Source organism: Aquincola sp. J276, from assembly GCF_024700035.1.
In the GTDB taxonomy this organism is placed as follows: Bacteria; Pseudomonadota; Gammaproteobacteria; order Burkholderiales; family Burkholderiaceae_C; genus Aquincola; species Aquincola tertiaricarbonis.
The window spans coordinates 627,860-648,743 of sequence record NZ_JAJONC010000002.1 but is presented as its reverse complement, the minus strand read 5'-3'; the positions used below and the strand labels follow the sequence as shown (position 1 = coordinate 648,743).

22 protein-coding genes and 1 pseudogene are annotated in these 20,884 nt (G+C 67.1%); 5 read left to right on the top strand and 18 right to left on the bottom strand.

Annotation, left to right across the window (positions count from 1 at the left end; genetic code table 11):
• Positions 1 to 241: 241 nt before the first annotated feature.
• Positions 242 to 436 (top strand): hypothetical protein, encoded by a 195-nt coding sequence (locus LRS14_RS20895; protein WP_257800924.1) that lies wholly within the window; start codon positions 242 to 244, stop codon positions 434 to 436.
• Positions 437 to 484: 48 nt separating this feature from the next.
• Here the strand turns inward: LRS14_RS20895 and LRS14_RS20890 are convergent, their stop codons facing one another.
• From LRS14_RS20890 to LRS14_RS20880, 3 genes are all read right to left on the bottom strand, one after another.
• Complete coding sequence (locus tag LRS14_RS20890; RefSeq protein WP_404977600.1) at positions 485 to 1,459, bottom strand: arsenic resistance protein; 975 nt, start codon at positions 1,457 to 1,459, stop codon at positions 485 to 487.
• A gap of 64 nt (positions 1,460 to 1,523) precedes the next feature.
• A complete protein-coding gene (locus LRS14_RS20885; RefSeq protein ID WP_257800923.1) occupies positions 1,524 to 2,921 on the bottom strand; it encodes a heavy metal sensor histidine kinase in 1,398 nt (465 codons plus the stop codon).
• A complete protein-coding gene (locus tag LRS14_RS20880) occupies positions 2,918 to 3,604 on the bottom strand; it encodes a heavy metal response regulator transcription factor (RefSeq protein WP_257800922.1) in 687 nt (228 codons plus the stop codon). Before LRS14_RS20880 ends, LRS14_RS20885 begins: the two co-directional genes overlap by 4 nt.
• 158 nt (positions 3,605 to 3,762) lie before the next feature.
• Between LRS14_RS20880 and LRS14_RS20875 the strand changes: the two genes are divergently transcribed.
• Complete coding sequence (locus tag LRS14_RS20875) at positions 3,763 to 4,098, top strand: DUF4148 domain-containing protein (RefSeq protein ID WP_257800921.1); 336 nt, start codon at positions 3,763 to 3,765, stop codon at positions 4,096 to 4,098.
• A gap of 446 nt (positions 4,099 to 4,544) precedes the next feature.
• On the opposite strand, the gene LRS14_RS20870 is transcribed toward LRS14_RS20875, so the two are convergent.
• Entirely contained in the window at positions 4,545 to 4,943 is a 399-nt protein-coding gene (locus LRS14_RS20870; RefSeq protein ID WP_257800920.1) for a hypothetical protein, read from the bottom strand.
• Positions 4,944 to 5,139: 196 nt separating this feature from the next.
• Here LRS14_RS20870 and LRS14_RS20865 point away from each other — a divergent pair, with 196 nt between their 5' ends.
• The 3 genes and pseudogenes from LRS14_RS20865 to LRS14_RS30385 all read left to right on the top strand — a co-directional run.
• Positions 5,140 to 5,490: a mercuric transporter MerT family protein gene (locus LRS14_RS20865; RefSeq protein WP_257800919.1), complete on the top strand. Its 351-nt coding sequence runs from the start codon at positions 5,140 to 5,142 to the stop codon at positions 5,488 to 5,490.
• Positions 5,491 to 5,499: 9 nt separating this feature from the next.
• Positions 5,500 to 5,784, top strand: coding sequence for a heavy-metal-associated domain-containing protein (locus LRS14_RS20860; protein ID WP_257800918.1), 285 nt, complete (start codon positions 5,500 to 5,502; stop codon positions 5,782 to 5,784).
• A gap of 1 nt (position 5,785) precedes the next feature.
• Positions 5,786 to 5,890, top strand: a pseudogene (locus LRS14_RS30385) (GDCCVxC domain-containing (seleno)protein); the annotation flags it as partial.
• Positions 5,891 to 6,181: 291 nt separating this feature from the next.
• Here the strand turns inward: LRS14_RS30385 and LRS14_RS20855 are convergent.
• The 14 genes from LRS14_RS20855 to LRS14_RS20790 form a co-directional block, all read right to left on the bottom strand.
• Complete coding sequence (locus LRS14_RS20855) at positions 6,182 to 6,508, bottom strand: acylphosphatase (protein ID WP_257800917.1); 327 nt, start codon at positions 6,506 to 6,508, stop codon at positions 6,182 to 6,184.
• 12 nt (positions 6,509 to 6,520) lie between these two features.
• The gene (locus LRS14_RS20850) at positions 6,521 to 7,789 is read right to left on the bottom strand and encodes a DUF1173 domain-containing protein (RefSeq protein WP_257800916.1); all 1,269 of its coding nucleotides are present in this window, start codon (positions 7,787 to 7,789) and stop codon (positions 6,521 to 6,523) included.
• A gap of 14 nt (positions 7,790 to 7,803) precedes the next feature.
• Positions 7,804 to 8,985 carry an LPD7 domain-containing protein gene (locus LRS14_RS20845; RefSeq protein WP_257800915.1) on the bottom strand — a complete coding sequence of 394 codons (1,182 nt, stop codon included), beginning with the start codon at positions 8,983 to 8,985 and terminating at the stop codon, positions 7,804 to 7,806.
• A gap of 53 nt (positions 8,986 to 9,038) precedes the next feature.
• On the bottom strand, positions 9,039 to 9,674 hold the full coding sequence (locus tag LRS14_RS20840) for an OmpA family protein (RefSeq protein ID WP_257800914.1): 636 nt from the start codon (positions 9,672 to 9,674) through the stop codon (positions 9,039 to 9,041).
• Positions 9,671 to 11,629: a type IV secretory system conjugative DNA transfer family protein gene (locus LRS14_RS20835; protein ID WP_257802191.1), complete on the bottom strand. Its 1,959-nt coding sequence runs from the start codon at positions 11,627 to 11,629 to the stop codon at positions 9,671 to 9,673. Before LRS14_RS20835 ends, LRS14_RS20840 begins: the two co-directional genes overlap by 4 nt.
• 65 nt (positions 11,630 to 11,694) lie before the next feature.
• On the bottom strand, positions 11,695 to 12,663 hold the full coding sequence (gene virB11 / locus LRS14_RS20830; RefSeq protein ID WP_257800913.1) for a P-type DNA transfer ATPase VirB11: 969 nt from the start codon (positions 12,661 to 12,663) through the stop codon (positions 11,695 to 11,697).
• 104 nt (positions 12,664 to 12,767) lie between these two features.
• Positions 12,768 to 14,141, bottom strand: a complete 1,374-nt coding sequence (virB10, locus tag LRS14_RS20825; RefSeq protein ID WP_257800912.1) for a type IV secretion system protein VirB10 — start codon at positions 14,139 to 14,141, stop codon at positions 12,768 to 12,770.
• Positions 14,134 to 15,045 (bottom strand): TrbG/VirB9 family P-type conjugative transfer protein, encoded by a 912-nt coding sequence (locus LRS14_RS20820; protein ID WP_257800911.1) that lies wholly within the window; start codon positions 15,043 to 15,045, stop codon positions 14,134 to 14,136. The genes virB10 and LRS14_RS20820 overlap by 8 nt, the downstream gene beginning before the upstream one ends.
• Positions 15,042 to 15,863 carry a virB8 family protein gene (locus tag LRS14_RS20815; RefSeq protein ID WP_257800910.1) on the bottom strand — a complete coding sequence of 274 codons (822 nt, stop codon included), beginning with the start codon at positions 15,861 to 15,863 and terminating at the stop codon, positions 15,042 to 15,044. Before LRS14_RS20815 ends, LRS14_RS20820 begins: the two co-directional genes overlap by 4 nt.
• 13 nt (positions 15,864 to 15,876) lie before the next feature.
• Entirely contained in the window at positions 15,877 to 16,587 is a 711-nt protein-coding gene (locus LRS14_RS20810) for a type IV secretion system protein (protein ID WP_257800909.1), read from the bottom strand.
• 26 nt (positions 16,588 to 16,613) lie between these two features.
• Positions 16,614 to 17,642 (bottom strand): type IV secretion system protein, encoded by a 1,029-nt coding sequence (locus tag LRS14_RS20805; protein ID WP_257800908.1) that lies wholly within the window; start codon positions 17,640 to 17,642, stop codon positions 16,614 to 16,616.
• 11 nt (positions 17,643 to 17,653) lie between these two features.
• On the bottom strand, positions 17,654 to 18,061 hold the full coding sequence (locus LRS14_RS20800; protein WP_257800907.1) for a hypothetical protein: 408 nt from the start codon (positions 18,059 to 18,061) through the stop codon (positions 17,654 to 17,656).
• Positions 18,058 to 20,559: a VirB4 family type IV secretion/conjugal transfer ATPase gene (locus LRS14_RS20795; protein ID WP_257800906.1), complete on the bottom strand. Its 2,502-nt coding sequence runs from the start codon at positions 20,557 to 20,559 to the stop codon at positions 18,058 to 18,060. Before LRS14_RS20795 ends, LRS14_RS20800 begins: the two co-directional genes overlap by 4 nt.
• On the bottom strand, positions 20,543 to 20,875 hold the full coding sequence (locus LRS14_RS20790) for a type IV secretion system protein VirB3 (protein WP_257800905.1): 333 nt from the start codon (positions 20,873 to 20,875) through the stop codon (positions 20,543 to 20,545). Before LRS14_RS20790 ends, LRS14_RS20795 begins: the two co-directional genes overlap by 17 nt.
• Positions 20,876 to 20,884 lie beyond the last annotated feature (9 nt).

Sequence of the window (20,884 nt, the reverse complement as noted above, 5' to 3'; positions counted from 1 at the left end):
ATTGTTCGATGGATGAGGCGAACACGCACGCTGTGACAACGCGTCTGCTGAACTTTGTTGCCTACCCGCTGATTCAGTTCATACCGCTCGAACTGCACATTTGGCCCCAGACCTGGGCCGAGGGCACGTACTGGGTCGGAGTGCGTACTTCTGGCTTCTTGCCTTTCGGCAATCAGGCCATCGTAATCTCATACCCCGACTCGGCAGCTGGCTTCCTTCTGCGCGACAAGGCCAACGCGCCTTGGTCAAGGTCTGGGACCACACCATCTCGATCTCCATGGCCAGTAGGCGCACCCGCTATCGAGACTCAGTCACCATCGATGCAGGCCTGTTCAAGTTACCGGTTTGGCTGTTCGCCGAGGTTTTCTACCGCCACCGCCGCCGCCACCGCCAATGCCGGCGGCGCCTGCTTGCCGGGCGCAGCTTTCGGTTCTGAGCCCCCCGAAGGCGATCTCATGCCGGCGCAGGCTTGAACCTCTGCCTGCTAGGCGCGGAAGGAGTTACGACCCAGCCTTGCGATCAGGCGCACATAGACCAATTCGCTGAGCAGTTCCACGAGAGTCTGGGCGATGATGACCGCGGGCAGGACCGGGAGTGCCCCGGGGACGGCCAAGGCCAGCGGAAGCACCACGAGCGAGTTCCGTGTCCCGGTGCTGAACGCGACCGATCGTCCGGCTGCAGCTTCGAGGCGAAACGACCGAGCCACCATCCAGCCAAGAGCGGGTGAGATGACGGCGAAGGCAACATAGATGGGCACCACTGTCCAGGCGGAGCCGGCGGCCGGCCCAAGTTGTGGCAAAACAGCTGCGACGACCACGAAGAGCACCAACGCTGTTGCCGGGACCGGCAACACACCGAGCGTCACCAGTACGCGCGACACGATCGAGCTTCTGGCCGCCCAGAATTGCGTCAGTGCGGCGAGCACCAACGGCGCAACGATCAGCCATGCGAAGGCGTGAACGAAGGGGCTTATGATGACGAGCCGGCCGGCGTCCTCGCCGAGAAGCATCGCCAGATACCCCGGCAACAACAGCATTTGGGCGACGAGCAGCATCGGAGTGGCGGCCAGCAGCAGGCGTGCGTCCGCACCACCCAGGTGAGAGAAAGTGACGACATAGTCGATGCACGGCGTGAGCAGTACCAGCAGCACGCCCAGCCGCAGCAGCGGATCGACGGGAAGGAGCTGGACGAGCGCACCCACGAGAAGCGGTACGACCAGGAAGTTAGCAACGAGCAGCGCGCCGAGGAAGCGCACTTGCCCAAATGCCTGCTTCAGTTCCGGCAGCGGCACCTGCACGAACGTCAGGTACAGCATCAGCGCCAAGGCCGGGTTCACGACGATCTCCAGTGCCGTCGTGCCAGGCACGACGTAGGCCGCTGCCACTGCGACCGCGACGGCACCGAAGTAGATGAAGATCTGCCGGTTCTCGAGCGTTTCCCTACTCAAATGCACGTTCACTTCTCACTCACTCCTGGTCAAGTTGGGGATCGTCGCGCGGAAGTCAGGAGCTGCCCGTTGGCGTTCAAGGCCCAGGCACTACACCCAGGGCTGCTGCTGGAGTGGCTTGCACCGAAAGGTCGTGCTTGGCCGATCCTTCCCTCAAGCTCATGCCGATTGAAGAGATGCCGGCGGCCGTTGTGGCCAGGGGCCGCCCTCCGTGCATGCGCGCGATGGCCGCCACGATGGCCAGCCCGAGCCCGTGGTTGCGCTCCGCGTGGCTGCGCGAAGGATCGCCGCGATAGAAGCGGTCGAACAGGCGCGGAAGGTGACTGGGCTCGATCGTGGTGCCGCTGTTGACCACCCGGAGCTGCACTTCGCCTGGCGCTGACTGGATGATCTCAACACGCACTGTGGAGCCGCGCTGCGCATAGCGTGTGGCGTTGCCGACCAGATTCGACAGCGCCCGTTGCAGCAATGGGGTGTCGAAGCTGCCTGAAGCATCGCCGACGATCTCCAGAGCCAGGCCCGCATCCTCGAGCGCAGCCTCATGGTAGTTGCACACCTGCAGCGCCAACGCGGCCAGGCTGGTGGTCGGAACGCGTCGCGCGATGGCGCCGCGGTCCGCGTGCGACAGGAACAGCATGTCGTGGACGATGCTGGCAACGCGTTGAAGCTCCTCCAGATTCGAGCCAAGCACCTCGCGCAGTTCAGTGGCATCCCGGGCCTTGCGCAGCGCGAGCTCGGTGCTGCTGATCAGTGTGGCCAGCGGGGTGCACAGCTCATGGGCCACATCGGCGTTGAAGCCCTCCATCTGCACGTAGGCCAGCTCCAGCCGGCCGAGCAACTCGTTGAACTGGGCAATCAGCGGCTCGAGTTCCTCAGGCTGTGCGGAGCCGTCCAGACGCCTGTGCAGCGTGTCGGCCGCGAGTTGGCGAGTCTGATCCACCAGGTCGCGCACTGGGCGCAAGCCCAAGCGCACAAGAACAAACCCGCCTGCCGACACGAGAAGCGTGCCGGCCAGGGCAGCGAAGGCGAGCGTGAACCCGATGCGACGCAGCAATGCCGCGTCTTCCTGGATGTCCAGCATCAATACGGCGTCGAGTGTCCCTTGCGCTGGCGAAGGCGCGGGCACTGTGAACCGAGCGACGCGCTGGTCGATCGCTGGGTTTGACGCGGACCGCCGGTAGAACTCCGAACCGTCAGAAGCCCGGGTCAGTGCAAGTTGCATGTCGGGGTGCCCTATGAAGAAGTCGTCGAGCTTGTGCTTCAGGGTCGCAACGTCACCATCGCGCGCCGCCTCCGCGAGCAAGTGTCGGAGCTGCACCTGCTTTTGCACCATTTCCTCTGCCTGACGGGCCTGGAAGCCCAGGTGCGTCGCGCCATACACCGCGGCGCAGACCACAAACAGACCCACGAGGCTCTGCAGGGCCAGCCAGTACGACAGCCGGCGCCCCAATGACCCTATGCGGCTGCGGCTCATATGTCTCGCACCTCCAGCACATACCCCATGCCGCGCACGGTGTGGAGCAGGGTGCCCTCGAAAGGCGCGTCCAGCTTGCTCCGCAGGCGGCGGATGGCGACATCGATGACGTTTGTAGCGCTATCGAAATTCATGTCCCACACCTGCTCGGCGATCTCGGTGCGCGACAGCACTTCGCCCTGTCGGCGCACGAACAACGCGAGCAAGCTGAATTCCTGCGCTGTCAGGTCAAGCCTTCGTCCGGCGCGCATCGCTTTGCGGCGTACGAGGTCGATCTCCAGGTCCGCGAGCCCGAGAACAGTTGCGCCCCCCGGGGCGCGGGCCGGGCCGGCACGCCGCAGCAAACCCTGGATGCGCGCCAGCAGTTCAGAAAACGCGAAAGGTTTGATGAGGTAGTCGTCAGCACCGCTCTGCAGGCCACGCACCCGATCCTCAACGCGCACGCGGGCGGTCAACATCAGCACCGGCGTCTGCTTGCTCTGCCGCAGGGCGGCAAGCACGCTCAGGCCATCAATGCCGGGCAGCATGCCATCCAGCACCAGCAGCTCGTAGTCGGACTCCATGGCGAGGTGAAGGCCGTCAACACCGTTGTGCGCAACGTCCACCACGAATCCTTCTTCCCTCAGTCCCTTGCGCAGGTAATCGGCCAGCTTGACCTCGTCTTCGATCACCAGCAGCTTCATTGCGCGCAGCCCTCCGCGAGACCCAGCGAACAACCTGTCCGAACTGTCATCTGCCGGACCTGTTTCTGTAAGAGCGCGACTTTTAGAGTCCTGCTCATGCCATCAGGCATCCCGCTGCGGGTTGCTTGCGGGAGCTTCCCAACCAAGGAATGAACACCATGATCTCGTTCAAGTTTGCGTTCGCCACCGTTGCCGTCATCACCGCCGTCGCTCTGCCAGGCTTGTCGCAGGCCACGTCGCTCTACCACGCTGCCGACGGCGAAGCCGGATTCACGTACCACCCAGATCATGCCAACAACGGCAAGACGCGCGCCGAGGTGCTGGCTGAACTCGACGCCGCCCGAAAGGACGGCACGCTCGCGCAGATGCGGCGCAACGCACCCCTGACCATCAAGAGCACCGGTCCGGGCAAGACGCGTCAGGAAGTCCTCAACGAGATGCGCAACGAATCCCCTGAAGCGCGGCGGGCACGCCTGGAAATGTCTGCCTTCTGATCGGTCGAGGATCTTGCGAGGCGGCGATCCGGGTCCGTTGGCGGGCCAACTCGCCGCTTGCGTTTCGCGGCGCCCGCAAACCTCCGGGGACAACGGCGCTGCTGGTGGCTGTCGCTCTGCTTTTGCACAGTGCCTTTGCTGCCATCCGACACACAGACTCTCCGTGCTGAGGGCGCTTTCCGCGGCCAGAAGCGTTGCCACCGTCCCGGCGGCCTGAGTCTGCTCGGTTACGTTGCCGGCGGCTACCGGTTTGGGCAAGCAGCAGCTTGGCCGTCGGTCCTTCGTTCGATACTTTGCTGTCATTCGATGCTCCAGTGTTGATAGCAAGTCACGGGAGACCGGCAAGCGGCGACCAAGAGGTCGCGTTGGGCCTGAAGGCGCCGCATGCTGCGGCGCGCACTCAGGCGCGAAGGGGCTTCAGAGAAGGGAGAGACCCGCCTCGCCGATCAGGCGAGGGGCAGCCACTGAGGGCGTTCGGGTCGCGTCGGTGCGTGTGCACCACCGCATTCCTTGAGGACAGCGATCGGGGGCAGCGTCGAGAGCGCGCCTGGCGGCGCCGACGGCAGACTCAAAATCATGCTGCAGGTGCCGTGGCAATGACCGCAGTCCAGATCGATCATGCCGCGCGTTTTAACGTCACCGGCATCTGTCGTCGCGTCTGTTCCTGCCTCCGAGTTCTCACCCAGCACAATCCCGTCGCCAGTATCAGCTGGGTGCTGGTGGTCGTGGTGACCGAAGTGCTCGACTGCGGCCTGGGTTTCGTGTCCGCAATACGGGGCTACCGCCGCCCAAGTGAATTGGAAAGGCAGAAGGGCAAACAGAATGATGGCGAGGAATCGACGCACGGACTAGAGTCTAGCGGCTACAGGTTTTCTTCGCGCACGCGAGGGGAGCGGGCCGTGGGGTTTCACCACTTTTAACTCCCGGATGCGCACGCCGCGGCGGCCGGCTGGCCGATCGTCATCTGTTCCATCATCGGCTTGACTCCGTACTCAGGTACGTACCTAGGTTAGCCGCAATCGGATCCCTACAGGAACAGGCATGTCGCAGCCCTCGACGACTTCCGGCTCGCTGCTGGGCGGCGTTGCTGCCGCCATTGGCGCGTGGGCTTGCTGTGCCGGCCCCTTGCTGCTGGTGGTGCTCGGCGTCGGTGGCGCGGGCGGTTCCCGGCTGGCGGCCCTGGAGGTCTACCAGCCATACTTCGTCGCGGCTGCGCTATCGTTTTTCGGCTCTGCGTTCTTCAGGCTCTACCGCACGCCTGAGACCTGTGAGCCCGGCGAAGCCTGCGCCATCCCCGCGGTGCGCCGGCGGCAGCGCGTCACTCTATGGTTGGTCGCGGTTGCAGCGGCGGCCCTGATGGCGTTTCTGCTGTATGCGCCGCTCTTCTACTGAGGTCACTCCATGAAGTTCACTCCGCTCCTGATGGCTGGCTTGATCGCTTCCGCAGGCGCCATGTCCGCCGGTTTTTGCACGGTCACGCTGGACCTGACCAAGATGGACTGCGCGGTGTGCCCGATCACCGTCCTCACGGCGCTGAAGAGGGTGCCGGGCGCGGAGACCGCCACGGCCGATTTCAAGACCAGGCGCGCGGTCGTCGCCTCCGACCCTGCGAAGACCTCTCCCGAGGCGCTGACCCGAGCCACGGCCGACGCCGGGTTCCCGTGGTCGATGACGCAGGCTCAGTGACGTGACCACGATCGTTTATCAATCTGTCCTCACGTGTCCGCAGTGCGGCCACGACAAGGAAGAGCCGATGGCGACCGACGCCTGCCTGTGGTTCTACGAGTGCGAGAACTAACCCCGCGTCGGGAAGTGCGACACCCGCTGCACCAAGGTCGGGACCTTGCGTGGGATGGTGACCCAACCGGGTGGGCGCTGGACAGGTTTGGTGGCCGTCGAGGTGGAGAGGGGACGTTGGCAACTCGGGCACACCCGCACCAAGGAGCCCACCACGTCGGTGCATGCAGCGCATCGGATCAAGGCCATCGTCTTCTCCCTCATCACAACGGTGCCCATCATGGCGTAGCCCGCGTGCTGCGCCTATCGCTCAATCGAACACCCGTGATGCGGGGTCCTGGGGCGCTCAAGCCGTGGGTCGGCGCTCAAAAGTGGCCGCAGGAGGCATCTCGGCTTCGGCCGGCTCCCAAGCGATGCTGCGCACCTCGGCGAGCGGCGGCCCGTCGCCCAACCAGCGGCGCATGGCCAGCAGCTGGTCGACCGAGCCCTGCAGTTGCACCCCGACCGAGCCGTCTTTTCGGTTGCGCACCCAGCCGGTCACACCGACCGCCTGCGCAGCCTGCACGCAGGCGTCACGGTAGCCTACGCCTTGCACCCGACCGCGGATGCGAGCACACCAGCACTCAATCACATCGTCCGGAATGCTGTCGTCGCAGTTGGACACCGGTTCCATGTCAGTCGGTGCTCATGGATGCGAAGTTTGCCAGTGGCTCTGGCCGCGAGCTTCCCCCTCTTGCAGGGGTGACCACGCGGGTCGCGCGGGCCCCGTTCGGCGAGGTGGCAGCCCCGGCATGCACGAGTCCAGGGGCGACCAACACCAGGTGGTCCTGTCGTCAGTCTCGGCGTTGGTGGCCGACCCGTCGACGAGGATCAACGGTGTGGGCGGCGTCTCGGTGTCCGCCAGCACTGCCGTGGGCAGCCGTTCAGCCGCCGTCAGCTGGTAGCGCATCGGCTTGCTGAAACGACGTCCCTCGTGCACCAGGCTATTCAGCAGCTGCGCCTCCCAGGCGTTGTCCACCGGCAGCCAGGCCGCGGTGGTCAACATGAGCGTGACTTCCACGAGGCTCGGCAGCCCGTGTTCTGACAACACTGCGGTGGCCAGCAACACCAGGTGCAGGCGGCTGTCGGCACTCCAGGTGGCCAGCACCGCTTCAAAGCGCCGCGTCAGCCGTCGTGCCAGCGCCGCATCGAGCCCAAAAGCCAAGTCGGGCAGGTGCTTGAGCACCGCCTGGTGGCCATAACGCGCCGGCAGCAGCTGCTTGAGCTCTGCCAGCACCAGCAGCAGCGGCTGCGGCTGCCCGGGCCGGGGCAGGGCGCTGGCCCATTGCTGGCGTCGGCGCTGCGCCAGTACCTCACGTTGTTCGGCGCTGAAGACCTCGGGCACGTACAGCCGTTGCGCCAATGGCTGGCCGCCCACCAGTGTCGTCTGCGCCGCCCGCAGCACATGCCGGCGCACCGCAGCCCATGGCCGGCGGCCTTCGAAGCCCGGATGCCAGCGGTTCAACTCCGCCTGCTCCCACAGGTAGTGCAGCACCCCGCGCAAGGTCAGGCGGCTGCCCGGGCTGCGGGCACAGCCGCTGGGCTCACCCGCCGTCATCGGCGCCGCGCGCCCAGGCCGCTGGCACAGCGCGAAGTCCACCCGCAGCGCGGTACAGCCGGTGGTCAGGTCCTCGCGGATGGCCGGTGCCACCTCGCCGCGGCCGGACATTTCGAGGGGCGGTTCGTACGACCCGCAGTCCGGCCCGTGGCAGTGGCCGGTGAACGGCATGCGCTTGACGATGAAGCCGTTGCCCAAGCGCGCGATGTACATCGGCACACCCTCCGGCTGGCACAAGCAGCGCGGGCGGATATGGCGCAGGTGGACCCTGGCAAGTGCCTCCTCAAATCCCACCGATCCCGGGCTGACCAGCTCGTCACCCAGGGCGTACCGCGGGACATCGTCGGGCAGCGCCATGGCCGTGCTCGACTTCATCGTGCGGGGGTCGTGCGATCCCGCCCGCGGCTGCGCTCGGGCGGTGCCACCACCGGCCGCTGCGACGGCGCCTCGCGGTCGTAGACCGCCACCTTCGGCGTCGCACCGGTGCGGGTGCGTTGTGCCAGCTGCTCGGTGGCTGCGGCCAGCACCGCCTCCCGGCGGGCCTCCGGGACGTTCTTGGCCACCAGGATGGCTTCGATGGCGGCCAGCACCGCCTTGCGGCCGCCGCCACCGCGGCCGCTGTTGCCTTTCTGGGCATCCGGCGCGGCACCGGGCTGCGCTGCTGACTGAGGGGCCACCTCGATGTGGTTGCGCTGGCGGGCGCTACGTTCCTTGGCCAGCACGTCGAGGTCGGCCGTGTTGGGCTCATAGCCGAGCGCCTTGACCCCGCGCACGGAGGCTTCCAGCCACACCAGCCGCTTGAATTCCTCGTTGCCAGAGACGCGCAACGCGCGCCAATTGCGGGCCTCCGCGACATCGATCATCGACCGGGCCACTGAAGGGCTGTTGGTGTCGGTCGACAGCTTGAACGTGGATTCGGTGAAGGCGACCCGGGTGGTGTCGCCGCGAAACCGGTATTCGGTCCGCCCCACCGTCACATCACCCACGGTCATCGGCGCCCGCTTGATGACGTAGCGGTCTTTCAAAGCCGCTTCCAACTGCGCCAGGCGCACGCTGCGGTCGGCATCGGCATCGATGCGGGGCAGCGGGCTGCTTGGGCCAGATCCAGAAGGGGCTTTGGCCATGGGCGAAGGCGACGGGTCCAGCGTCTTGCCCTGCTGCGACACGGGGCGACCGCGTTCCCTGGCTTCGGCCGCCGCCACCAGATCGGGAATCTCATCGCGTGTGGTGGCCAGGGCCGGCGGCCGGGTCGGCGCGGCGTCCCGCTGTGGCCCCCGGTGCCACTGGCCGTCGACCTTGTCGACGGTGCTGCGATGGCCTTGTGCATCAATCGCTGTGAAGCGCCGGCTGCCCAGCTGCTCCGCCTTGGCCACGATGTCCGGCCAGCGCGTCGCGTGGTACAGCACATCCGCAAACGGGTCGCGCAGCTCGAATCGCTCGGTGGCAGGTTCCGCAGGGGTCTGGAAGCGGGCCTTGGCCACCGTTGCCCGGTTGGCCGGCTCGACACTGCCGCCGGCCGCGGCCGGGCGAGAAGGAAGGGGCGCATCGTCCATGGCAACCTCACGTCAGAAGTGGAGACAGGAGAACCGGGTCTTGGATCGGTGATTTAGGGCGCGGACGCCAGGGCGGTCAGTGCTTGCGCATGGACTGGCATCGGCAGCGTCCGGTACAGCTCGATTTCCACCCGCCGGTTGAGGTCGCGGCCGCTGGGGCTGTCGTTGTCAGCCACGTGGTCACCGGCCGGTTGATAAGTCGTGCGTATGCGCGACGGCGCGATGCCCGCGGCCACCAGCACATCGCGCACAGCATGGGCCCGTTCCCGCGCGATGCGCGCTTCCGCAGGACTGTCGGTGGTGCCGTCGGTGCGCCCGCGCAGCACGATCAGCGGCGCCTGGCGGGCCAGCGGCACCAGCCCTTGCAGCACGCCTGCCGGCAACTCCGCCTGGCTGCTGCCAAACGCAAAGCGCACCGTCACCACGGTGTTGCCCTGCGGCGCCACTGGCAGAGCGACCGGCTGCTGCGCCCACTGCACCAGCCGCGCGGTCTGCTGCAGCACCTGCTGCCGCGACTCACTGAGCTCGATGCGGCTGTTGTGCAGCTCATGGCGGCAGCTTTGCAGCTCAACGGCGTCGGGCCGGTTGGCCGGCCGGCGGGGTGCATCGTCGGCGGTGGGCAGGGATGGCGGACTGCTGCAAGCGGCCAGCAGGCCACCGGCCAGCACACAGGGCATCAGCAATCTCATGGCATCTCTCCTTGCAAAGCACGGTCGGCCGGCTGTGCCAACGGTTCAACGGGGGCGTCCGGCAGCACACCGTCGTCGTCCGGCTCGGCCTGGATGGCGCCACCTTCGGTGATGGCCATGTTGAAGAGCGACAACAGCTCATGCGCCAGCGCTTCCTCCGTGCCGTTGAAGCAGTCCGGCAGCGCCTGGTGGTCGATGGCCAGCCGGCTCACGTCCAACGTCTCGTTGGCACCCAACTCGTCCGGCAACACGCGGATGCGCCGCTGCACCTGCGCCAGGTGCAGGTCCAGGTCCATCGCCGGCACGACGGGCGGCTTGCGGAGCCGGGCGAGGAAGACCGGGTCCTGGTAGTAGCGGATCTTTTCGCCAAGGATCGGCTTGCAGTGTTCACACACGACCACCAACCGTTCGCTGCCCAGCTCCTTGAACTCTTGCGGCAGCAGCAGCGCCCGTCGCTGCTCGCTCTCGTTGCGGCTGACGCTGCTGGAGCTGCGCCCGCTGAACGACCGGCTGCGTCCATGCGAGGTCGCGCGTTCGGTGAAGGTGCCCAGCATGGCGCTGTACTCGTCCGCGTCCCGTTGCTCGCGCGGCGCAAACAAGATCTGCAGCCCGTGGTTGGTCGCAAACGTCCGCGCTTCCTTGTCGCCGTAGACCGCATCCAGCTGCGACATTGCCTGCACGACGGTCAGCAGCCGCAGGTGGTAGCCGGCGAGGAACGCCGCGGCGGTGCTGATGACCGGCACTCGCCCCATTGCCGTGAACTCGTCGTTGACCAGCAGGCACTGCACGGTTAGCTTCGGATCCTGCTGCGGCAGCGCCTGGGTGTTCAGGCTGACCAGCTGGGAAAAGAACAGGTTCAACAACGGCCGCGCGCTCAACAACCGATTCGGTGGAATGCGCACGTAGATGGACAGCCGCTGGCGCCGCAGGTCCTGCAGCCGGAAGTCGTCGCCGCTGGTGGCGGCGTCGACCACGACGTCCGCGAAGATGGTCAGCGGCGCATGGAAAGTGGCGACCACGCTGGACAAGGTGTTGTCCGAGTTGGACAGCAGCCGCTGCAGGGCGTCCACACACTCGTCGGACAGGGCCGGCAACTGGGCGGTTGCCTGCTCGCGGCGCTCGTGGATCACACCGTTCAGGTGGTCTTTCAACGGCTGGCCCTGGCCGGACGACTGGCGCAGCATCTCCCCAATAGAGCGTGGCAAGGCGGGGGTCTCCAGCAGCAGCAACCCGAGCCCCAGGAACAGGTTGCGCGCCTGGTCGTTGAAAAACGCTTCCGACGAGGTGCCGCTGCCGTCGTTCGGGAAAAACACCTGCCCGATGGTCAGCAGGTCGCCCACCCGGTGCAGCGGCGAGGTCCGCACCGCCGACAGCGGATTCCAGCGGTGGCTGCGGCCGTTGTCGTCAAACGGCGAGAAGGCAAACACCTGTTGTCCACATTCGGCGCGGTAACCGGCCGTCAGGTCGTAGTTCTCGCCCTTGATGTCAAGCACCACCACCGAGTCGGGCCAGTTGAGCAGGTTGGGGATCACGACACCCACGCCCTTGCCGCTGCGCGTTGGGGCGGACAGCATCACCGACAGCTGCCCCGGCAGGCTCAGGAAACGCCCGCGGTGACGGCCAATGAGGATGCTGGGGCCAATGGTGGAGCGGGCGCCGGTCAGCCCCGCTCGGGCGACCTCGGATGGCGTGGCGAAGCGGGCTGCGCCGTGCAAGGCGCGTTTGGGCCGAGCGGCGATCACCAGCGCGATCGGCAGCAGCACGGCCGCTGCTGCGGGCAGCAGCGAAGCCAGCAGCAGCTGCGGCCGCAGCCCGCCGTCCTGGCCGTAACGCTGCCAGTAGTCGAGGATGCTGCCCCAGCCGGCCTGGCGGGGGTCCACCCGGCTCAGCAGCAGGAAGACCATGCCGGCCGCTTGCAGCGCACCCGCGGCCAGGACCAGCACCGTCAGCACCATGAAGACGGCCGCCGCGAGCTGCCGGCTGCGCGGCCAGGCCGAGATCGGCAGCGCGGCGACGTCGCTCATGCCAGCGCCCCCAGGCCGCGCTGGGCCCGCGGCCGGTACTGCAGCTCGGCCACATGCCGGCCGTGCGCATCGCGGTCGAACTGCACGATGACGTCGATCACGGTGTGCAGCAGGCCGTGAATCTCCGGCAGGCTAAGGCCACCGCCGGCCGCACTTTCGCGGATCATCAATGCCATCTGCGACAGCGCCAGCGCACAGCTACCCGCGTGCACGCTGGTGATGCTGCCGGGGTGGCCGGACGCCGCCAACCGCATAAACGAAAAACACTCCTCGCCCCGCACCTCGGCCAGGAACAGGCGATCGGGCTTCATGCGCAGGCTGGCTTCGAGCAGGCTGCGGGCGGTAACGGCGTGGCCGGGCACATTGCGGCTGTAGAAGAGGTGCACCACGTTCGGGTGCTCGGGCAGGGTCAGCTCGGCCGTGTCCTCGATCGTGATCAGGCGTTCGTCGGTCGGCACCTCCTCGATGAGTGCCTTCATGAACGTGGTCTTGCCGGAGCCGGTGCGGCCGCTGACCACGATCGTCTGGCGCGAGCGCACGGCCAGCCGCAGGAAGTCGGCCCAGCGCCCGGCGGCCTGCAGGCCCTGCAGTTCCCGCTCCAGCGGCGAGATCCGTGCTTCGGATCCAGTGCTCACCCGGTCAAACAGGCCCTCGTGGTGCAGCTGGTCCAGCCGCTTGGTCACCGCCGACGGCTTGCGCACGGTGATGGACACGGTACCCCGCGGCACCGCGGGCGGGATCACCACCTGCACCCGTTCGCCGGTGGGTAACGTGGCCGCGAGCAGTGGCCGTTCCGCATGGATCTGCTGGTCACAGAAGGTCGCCACCGCGGTGGCCAGCGCCAGGGAGCGGTCGTACGTCATCGCCGGCGCGGCGACGGCCTGCCAGCCGTGCTGGGTCTCGACAAGCAGTTCCCCCGGCCGGTTGACACAGACCTCCAGCACACCGGGGGCGTCGAGCGCCATGCGCAGCGGCTGCAGGAAGGTGATCACCGAGGTCGCGTCGCCGCACCAGGTGGAGGAGGATGCACACACAACCGCAGCGGTGTCGTTGGGGTTTGCAATGAGGTTCATCGGGCCCCCGGCCGCAGGTCGTAGACGCTGGAGAAGTCGACGTCGCGGGCGACGTAGATGCCGACGATCGCGCCCTGGTGCTGGGTGATGACCGGCGGAATGTTGATCGTGCTGTCGAGCACCTTCTCGGCGAGCTCGCTGGTGCGGTCGGTGGTCGAGCCCAGCACCACGGTGTCGCCGCCCCGCTCGTTGGTCTGGTTCTGCACCACGACTTCGATAGCGTCGTCGATGAGCGAGACCAGCATCGCGGCGCCGATGCGCTCGCGCCAACGGTTGTCGACGTGGCCTTCCAGGCCGGATTCGCCCAGCGGCCCGGTGGCAGGCGACTCCAGGTCCACCAGCACGCCCAGCGGTGTGCGCACGCGCGTCCAGATCACCGGAATGCGGGTGGTGCCCGGTCGCACCCCGGCGACGCGGTACTCGCCGTCGAGGTGGCTGCCGCGTTCGATGAGCAGCACCCGGCCGTCGTCGCTGTAGACGTTGCGCTGCACCTGGCAACCGACCAGACCGGCGTTGGCGCTGACCACCTTGGTCTTGAGGGCGCAGGTGAAGGCGGTGCCCTTCGGCAGGGTCAGGCTGCGCTGCCCGAGCGACGTGGCGGCCACACGCGGTGTTGCGGACGTTTGCAGTGCGCCGCCGAGCAGAGCGGGGCGGGGAGAAGCCGTACGGGCAGCGGGGGAAGGACCGTCGCTCGGGAAGCTGGCCGCACCTGCAGACGCCGGGCCGGCGGTCGCGCGCGCTGCGCTGGTCTCCAGGTTCTGCAGCAGGCCTTGCAGCTGCCGCTGGTAGCCCTCCAGGCGCTGACGGGTGGCGCCCATCGGGTCGTCAGACGTGGGAGCGGGCGCTAGGGTCGCAGCAGCGCCTGGCCGGCTGCTCAGCAGCAGCACCGGGGCGTCTTCCGGCGCCATGGGCACCGGGCCTCCGCCAGCACCGCCTGAGGGGCCGGTGCGGCGGACTGGGATGGGCTCGGCCAGCGGCGCGTTGGGGTCGAGGGCCGGAATGAGCGGCACTGGCGCAGCCGCGGGAGGAAGGGGAGCGGACGCAGCGGGCGCTGACAGGTCCAGCCGGCGGGCTGGCGTGGTGGCGGCGGCCGGCTGCTGGCTGACCGTCGGTGCCGCCGGGCTGCGTGGCGTTTGGAAGCTGTCCAGCCAGCGGTGAAGCCAGACCCCGGCACCGAGCGCCAAGGTGACGAGCAGCAGCCCCAGCGCAAACAGGCTCTTGCGTGAGATGCGCAGCGGGCTCGTCGTCGCCACATGTGGGATGCCGGGTTCGCCCGGCAACGGGGTCAGCGTGTTCGGGGCCGATGCACGAGGCGGCTGCGGTAATGGGGCTTCGTCATCTGGATCCGGCCGCGGGGGAAGGTCAGTCATGGCCGGCTCCTGAAGGGGCAGGGCGGTGGGCCTTGCCGTGGGCTGTTGGAGCGGGCTCCGCGTTGGCCTTGAGCCGTCGCTGCACGCCCGGCACGGTGGTGCCGTCCTCGGGCGATACACCGTCGAGGTCAAACGCTTCGTTCCAGAGGCCCACCACTGCAGTGCCGGCGCGCAGCGTCAGGCGCCGGGCCACCCGGTCGACGACTAGCAGGTCGTCTTCCATGCGGGCGTTGACCAGGCTCTCGCGGCCATCGCCGAGCACTTGGAACACCGCTGGCACCTCGCGTTGCCCTGCAAAGCGCAGGTAGGTGAAACGGCCGTCGTCGAAGACCAACGACGGCACAATGTCCTGGGAGGCGGCGCCTTCGGCAAGGGAATACGCGGTGTTGCGCACGGATGGCTTGGCAGCCAGTCGCTCGGCGAGCAGCGTTTCAGGGGCCGGCGGTGGCGAGAGGGCCGTTGACGAGGGCACCGGCGTGGGCAACCCCGCGGGCTGAGGCGGCGGTGCTGGCGGCAGGGGCGCTCGCACGGTCAGGCGGTAGACCGGCTGCCGGCTATCGTCGACGACCTGCAGGCGGAAGTTGTGCACCCGCCGGTCGGTGACGACCGCCACCGTGTTGGGCGCCCGTGCGCCGCTCTTGGGCTTGACGAACAGATGCCGGCCGCCGGGCTGCGCCGCAATGCACCAGACAGCGTCCGGCTTGCTGCAGTCGCCGCCCAGGCCGGCGGCCAGTTCACTGATGGCTTCGTCATTGTCGAGCACGATCAGGGTCACGACGCCCCGCTGCACTGGCACGTTGAGCACCACCTGCGGGTCGTAGAAAACATCGCGCAGTCGCGGATCAGCCAAGGCGCTCAGGCCGGCCATCAGCGCGGCGCAGCAGGTTAATGTGCGCGGCGTCATGGCTTGCCTCCAGCAGGGGGGGTCAGCTCGGGGTCGGACCGGTAGGCGGTCACGACAAACCCGAAGGGGTTTTCCAGCCGGTCGAGTTCATTAGCCAGCACCTTGGGCTGGTACTCGAAGACGACACTCGCCACATGGCGGCTGCTGATCTCCGGGGTCTGGCGGTCGCTGCGGCGCACGACCTTGTCGTAGGTGACGGTGGCGTCACCACGATTGCCGCGGCGCCCGGCCGGGGACAAGCGCACGCCGATGACCTGGATGCGCCATTCCTCGGTGGCGGCCAGCTTCTTGTGCAGGGCGACCTCGCCTTCGAACTGTCGGTTGTAGTCGGCAAAGACGGTCGGCACCGCCATGCGCGCGACTTGGTCGAAGTCGCGCTGAAGGAACATCCAGCTGTAGCCTTCCCGGGCCCGCGCGAACGTGGCCAGGTTGTGCTTGTCGAGGGCGTCCAGCGAGGGGATGGTCTCTTCTGCCAGGCGCTGCTGGATGGTGGTCTCTCCGGTGACCCGGTCGACAACGATCGGGATCTCGACGACCTGGCGCAGTGGGCCTTGCACGAAGACCGCGGCGATGCCGAGCAGGCCCAGCAGGCCGCCGGCCATGGCCACTCGCCAGGCGCGTCGTTCTGAGCGCTCCAGCAGCAGCGCCTTGTCGAGCTCCCAGTCGCGGTTGCGGGCGAACAGCTCGTCGGCGTCTGGCATGTCCTTCGACGCAGCGTGGGACGCAGCATCCGTAAGGCGCGGCAGGGGCGCTTCATCCGCCACGCCGGTGTCAGCCGGCCATGCGGCGGCGGCGCCTGGGCTCAGGACGGTGGTCATGGGGGGCCTCGGTTCAGAACAGGTAGTCGGCGATGCGGCCGGTGCGGCTCAGCATCTCGTACTGGCGTTCGCGTTCACGTGAACGGGCGATGCGCTCCTCGCTGTCCGCCAGGCCTTGCAGCATCTGCAGTTGCGACAGCTCGTGGGCGAGCAGGGCGTTTTCGGCGCCGATGCGGGCCTGGATCTCCTGCACCGATTTTTGGTCGGCGGTGGCGTCGATCTGGCCCATCAGCGCTTGGATCTGGTTGAGACGGCCGGCGGCGGAGCGCATGGCGTCCTGCAGCAAGCCCTTGTGCTGGTAGGGCTGCGCCAGAGTGGACTGGCAGGCCAGGCGGGCGTCGCCCGTGCGGTCGGCACAGTTGTACACCATGCCGACGTCCCGCAGTGCCTTGGCGGTGGCGCTCAAGCCGGAGTAGCCGGAGACGTTGACCGCGTTGACGACGTTGTAAGCCTCCGGTGGCACGTAGTTCTTCAGCAGCGGGTTGTTGAAGATGTTGCCCAGGCCGCGCATGCCGTTGAGGCTGTTGATCTGCGCCTGCAGCTGAGTAATCTGCTGCACCTGGTTCTGGATGCTAGTGATGTCGTTGGCGACCTGCTGAATGGTCTGGGCCAGATTGGCTGTGTCAATGACGGGGATGCCCTGGGCGACTGCAGGGCGGCTGACAAGGGCAACCGCCGCCATGGCAAGCGCCAGGCGGGCGAGAGATCGACGCAGGCAGGACATGGCAAGCTCCTTGGTGGCAGCGAAGGTCAGGACTGGCCGCGCAAGGCGGCGCGGCGGTAGGCGGGGGTGCGGGCGACGGCGGAGGCCGCTGCTGCGCTGGCATGCCCAAGCAGGCCGGCGCCGGCGCGCACGGTGCCGCCTTGACCGGCTGCGGCTGGGGTGCTGCGGGCGTGCGAAATCGAGCGCAGGCCGGCGATCATCATGGCGTTTTGCACCATCTGTAGGCCTTGCTGGACGGGGGCACCGCCGGTCAGGGCGGCGGCCAAGCCCGGCGCTTGGAAGCAGATGATGGCCATCAGCACCATGACGACGCAATACTTGAGGCTCTCGGCGACGACGTTAAAAGTTGGGCTCAAGAATCCACCTTGGGCCTGCACTACTTGGAGAATTCGTTGCCCAAGGTAAATGCTTAATCCCAAGGCGAAGAAGGCAAACCAAGCCAGCACGACCGCATTTAGCACCATGGACAGCCAACTGTCGAAGAACCGAACTGTCGGCTTGAACGCTAATGAAAGAACAAACAGTGGTCCCACTGCGAGCACAAAGCAAAGGAGCACCTTTGCAAGAGTGACTACAGCCAGCGCGATGCACAGAAACACACCATTTCCAATCCCGCAGAGTACGGCAGCTAGCAGAAGGTCCAGACGGAGAATTCCCGCGTCTTTAAGTAGGTCGAGGACCAGCAAATTAGACTGATCGTTGAAAGCATCCAGCAGCTGATAAGGCGATGTAGTCGTGGCCGGACTGGTGGTGCCGGCGATAAAGATTCCGGCGACTGCCGTCGAAAGGTCGCTGGCGAGATCAACTGCGTATGCGGTGTACACACTCGATTGCAAAGCTACGGCGAGAACGAGTCCTATCCTGAACGTCTTCCATGTGAAGTCTTGGACGGACTCGCTCGCCTCATGACGGAGTACTGCCCAACCGTACAACAGAATCCACATGGTCAGGGCGCTCAACGCGATCGGTAACAATCCCATCATCAACGAATTGACAGCACTCACCACATAGCCGTTCAGAAGCACGTCAAGTTGGTTGCCTACCCAAGCAAACATTGCAACTCCAATCACTGCAGTTTTGGAGATGGAAGCGTCGTGATGCTGACGCAGCTCTGCAAGTCGTCAGGCGATGAACAGTGCATCCAGCGATCGCCGACTTTGACGACCCAAAGTCGCATGAGACGCTGCTTGCCGTAGGTGGATGGGCGACAGGTCGTGGTTCTGGCGTAAATTTCCGTGCATTCGGCAAGGCCATCTTCCGTTTCGACCATGTTCCAGCCCCCGCCGCTACAGCCCGGGTTGACTGCCGGGCACGGTTTGGCAAGAAGCGCAGGCTTGGTTGGAGGCGTCTCCACCCGCCGGCTGCCGTCCGGCAAGATCTTGACCGCCTCGTTGCCCTTGACGAACTGAGCGGTGGCGGCGGTGGTGGCCAGCAGCAGGCTGGCCACGGCGGTGACAAGTGCGGTGGTGTTCATGCGACCCTCCGAACGATGCGCATCCGACGATCGTGAACCTCTCGCTGAAGCGCGGGAAGCCACTGAAACGGATCGTCACCATGGCGTTCTCGCAGCTGGTCGAGCAGCGCGAGGTGCTCGGTGGTGGCCGACAGCACGGTAATGACGTCGTCCAGCTCGATGAGGTCGAGTTCACAGACGGCGCTCGTCGTCCCTTGCTTGAACAAGAAGCGCCGGCCGCCGTGCTGGCCCAGGCTACGAACGATCTCGAACTCCGCTTCGCTGAGCCCGAAGCCGCCCATGTACTCCTCGCGCACCGCATCGGTGTTGGCCAGGAAGATCTTGGTCACGCTCTGCTCGACCATGGTCCGCCCGATCGGGTGCCGGAGCACGTCCGAGGGGCTCTGCGTGTCAAAGATCCCCAGCCCGTTGTGCTTGCGGATGGTCTTCTGCTGTTGCTTGGCGAAGTCGCTGAAGACCTCGTGGTCCAGCGCCTTCCAGAACTCCGAGATGACGTAGATCAGCCGCTCGCCGGTGATGCGCTCCTGCATCGCCTGCAGCAGCACCATCATCACCGGCGTGCGCACCTCCGGCAGCTCGAGGAAGTCGGTGGTGTCAAAGCCCAGGATCGGTGCGTCGTGCAGCGATTGCAGCTGGTCGTCCGCTTCGTCGAACACCCAGCCGAGTGCGCCGCCGGCGCACCAACGGCCCAGGCGGTCGTACAGGCTGTTGGCGCCCGCCTTGGGCAGGTTCTGCCGCACGGTGGACAGGCGCCGCAGTGCCGCCGGCATGCTGGCCACGGCCTTGACGGCCTCGGCAATGGCCCGCTCATCGGCCGGCAGCAACGGCAGCGCCGGGGTCTCCAGGCAGGTGCGCACCAGCTGCGCCCAGGCCTGCAGCCGCGCCGGCGTCGGTTCTTGCTGCAGCGGGTTGAGCCCGGTCGGCTGCCCAGCCTGCAGGCGCAAGTACCGGCCGCCGAGCGCCCGGATCGCGATCTCACAGCTCCGGTCCAGGTCGAACAACACCAGCCGCGGCGTGGGCGTCCACTTGCGGGTCAACACCAGCAGGAACATCTCCAGCGTCGTCTTGCCCACGCCCGTCGAGCCGATCATCAGCGTGTTGCCAGGCAGCGCCTGATCGCTGCTGTCCTGGCCGGCCGGGCTGCTGTGCAGGTTCAGGTAAAACGGCTGGCCGGACGGCGTGCGCAGCAGGGCGAGCGCTTCACCCCAGGGGTTGGCGTCGCGCTTGCCACGGGCGAAGTTGTGCCCGCTGGCCAGCGCCGCAAACGCACGTGAGGACAGCTTGGCCTCCCGGGGCCGCCACTGCCAGTTGCCCGGCCATTGCGCAAACCAGGCGGCGTCCGCCACCAGGTCCACCGGTGCCATCTGCAGGCTGGACGACTCGCCCACCGCCCCGATGGCCTGCGCCGCGCGCCGGCCGGCGTCCGCGACATCGTCGCCGAACACCACCAGGCTGTAGTGGTACTCCCCCATGCAAAACTGACCGTCGCCCAGGTCGTTGAGTGCCGCATCCATGTCGGCCACCTGGCTGGCCACCACGTCGTCGCTGGCGATCAGCTGGTCCCGCTGCAACGTCAGCGCCCGCAGGGCCTCCCGGCGAGGGAGGATCGAGAAGCTCTGCGTCTCAATGAACTCGCTGGCCTCGTAGAGCAGGGCGTTCAGCACGCCCGGCTCTACGGCGTCGGCGTATTCCTTGATGTCCACCAGCGCGGCGTAGCGGCGGGTGTCGCCGTGGCGCAGCTCCAGCTTGTCGCCCCCGAAAGACAACCGGGTGGTGGGCAGCGTGCGGTACAGCGGCCCGGCGGCCAGCGGCACCGGGCGCCAGCAGCCGTTGACTAGGTAGCCGAGGAATTCGGCCACTTCGGAGAACAGCCGGCCCTGCTGCTCGCGTGCACCAAGCAGTTGCGGCCCGAAGCTGCGCAGCACGCGGTCGACCAGCGCCGAGCGCTCGGTCATCTCCACCAGGGCGTCGGCCTGCTGGCGGGCGATGGCGTCGCGGGTGCGCTGGGACGACTGCAAGGCGCGACCGACCCGGGACACGGTAGGCCGATAGACCAGCGTCAGGTACAGCTCGTTGCTCATCATGCGCCGGACTTCGAGGCGGTCCTGGTAGGCGCGGGAGAGGTCCTGCGCAAAGCCGGGCTCGGCCGGGTCGGCGAGGCGGTCGGACACCACGCGGTGCAGCCGGTGCGTCCAAACGGCCCAGTGGCCCCCCGCCAGATTACGCAGCAGGCTGCACAGCGCCTGGTGGCGCTCGGCGATTACCGGCTCATCGGCGCACTCGAACGGGATGCCATCCAGCCGCCAGACCCGCAGGTAGTCGCCACCGCGGGTGAGCACGTCGTTGGGCGTCAGCACCGACGAAAACGGGATGAAACGAGACAGCGGGTTCTCCGCCTGCGCCTGCTGCCAGCAGCGCGGGTGCAGGAGATGCGAGGCGGGTCGGCGCTGAACGCGCCGTGGGGCGGGCCGCTGCGGGCCCTCAGCGGCGGTAAGCATCACGGGCTCCCCGATACAGGGTGGGCGCATAGCTGCGCGACTGCCAGAAGCGCCGGTTGCGCTGGGGCCAGTGCAGCTTTAGCGCCAGGTAGGCCTGCCAGAAACGCTGGTCGTCCTGGGCAGTGATCAGGCGCATGGCCACCAACGCCGGCACCCAGGCCAGCGCCACGCCGAGCGCGATCCAGCCGCTGATGAGCAGTCCGCCCCACAGCATCAGCAGGGACCCGGTGCCCAGCACCAGCACGAGCGGCACCAGCGGGATGCCCAGCTTCATGGCCGGACGCGTGGCGCCCTTGTAGATGACCTCGGCATGCACGGCGAGGGC

Excerpts from the sequence above, each read along its gene's own strand:
- LRS14_RS20845 (WP_257800915.1), bottom strand. The coding sequence starts at position 8,985 with ATGGACGATGCGCCCCTTCCTTCTCGCCCGGCCGCGGCCGGCGGCAGT.
- virB11 (WP_257800913.1), bottom strand. The coding sequence starts at position 12,663 with ATGGCGCTCGACGCCCCCGGTGTGCTGGAGGTCTGTGTCAACCGGCCG.
- LRS14_RS20795 (WP_257800906.1), bottom strand. The coding sequence starts at position 20,559 with ATGCTTACCGCCGCTGAGGGCCCGCAGCGGCCCGCCCCACGGCGCGTT.
- LRS14_RS20880 (WP_257800922.1), bottom strand. The coding sequence starts at position 3,604 with ATGAAGCTGCTGGTGATCGAAGACGAGGTCAAGCTGGCCGATTACCTG.
- LRS14_RS20875 (WP_257800921.1), top strand. The coding sequence starts at position 3,763 with ATGATCTCGTTCAAGTTTGCGTTCGCCACCGTTGCCGTCATCACCGCC.
- LRS14_RS20860 (WP_257800918.1), top strand. The coding sequence starts at position 5,500 with ATGAAGTTCACTCCGCTCCTGATGGCTGGCTTGATCGCTTCCGCAGGC.
- LRS14_RS20865 (WP_257800919.1), top strand. The coding sequence starts at position 5,140 with ATGTCGCAGCCCTCGACGACTTCCGGCTCGCTGCTGGGCGGCGTTGCT.
- virB10 (WP_257800912.1), bottom strand. The coding sequence starts at position 14,141 with ATGACTGACCTTCCCCCGCGGCCGGATCCAGATGACGAAGCCCCATTA.
- LRS14_RS20805 (WP_257800908.1), bottom strand. The coding sequence starts at position 17,642 with ATGTTTGCTTGGGTAGGCAACCAACTTGACGTGCTTCTGAACGGCTAT.
- LRS14_RS20840 (WP_257800914.1), bottom strand. The coding sequence starts at position 9,674 with ATGAGATTGCTGATGCCCTGTGTGCTGGCCGGTGGCCTGCTGGCCGCT.
- LRS14_RS20815 (WP_257800910.1), bottom strand. The coding sequence starts at position 15,863 with ATGACCACCGTCCTGAGCCCAGGCGCCGCCGCCGCATGGCCGGCTGAC.
- LRS14_RS20800 (WP_257800907.1), bottom strand. The coding sequence starts at position 18,061 with ATGAACACCACCGCACTTGTCACCGCCGTGGCCAGCCTGCTGCTGGCC.
- LRS14_RS20885 (WP_257800923.1), bottom strand. The coding sequence starts at position 2,921 with ATGAGCCGCAGCCGCATAGGGTCATTGGGGCGCCGGCTGTCGTACTGG.
- LRS14_RS20850 (WP_257800916.1), bottom strand. The coding sequence starts at position 7,789 with ATGGCGCTGCCCGACGATGTCCCGCGGTACGCCCTGGGTGACGAGCTG.
- LRS14_RS20810 (WP_257800909.1), bottom strand. The coding sequence starts at position 16,587 with ATGTCCTGCCTGCGTCGATCTCTCGCCCGCCTGGCGCTTGCCATGGCG.
- LRS14_RS20835 (WP_257802191.1), bottom strand. The coding sequence starts at position 11,629 with ATGGTGCTGACGGTGCTGGTCCTGGCCGCGGGTGCGCTGCAAGCGGCC.
- LRS14_RS20855 (WP_257800917.1), bottom strand. The coding sequence starts at position 6,508 with ATGGAACCGGTGTCCAACTGCGACGACAGCATTCCGGACGATGTGATT.
- LRS14_RS20820 (WP_257800911.1), bottom strand. The coding sequence starts at position 15,045 with ATGACGCCGCGCACATTAACCTGCTGCGCCGCGCTGATGGCCGGCCTG.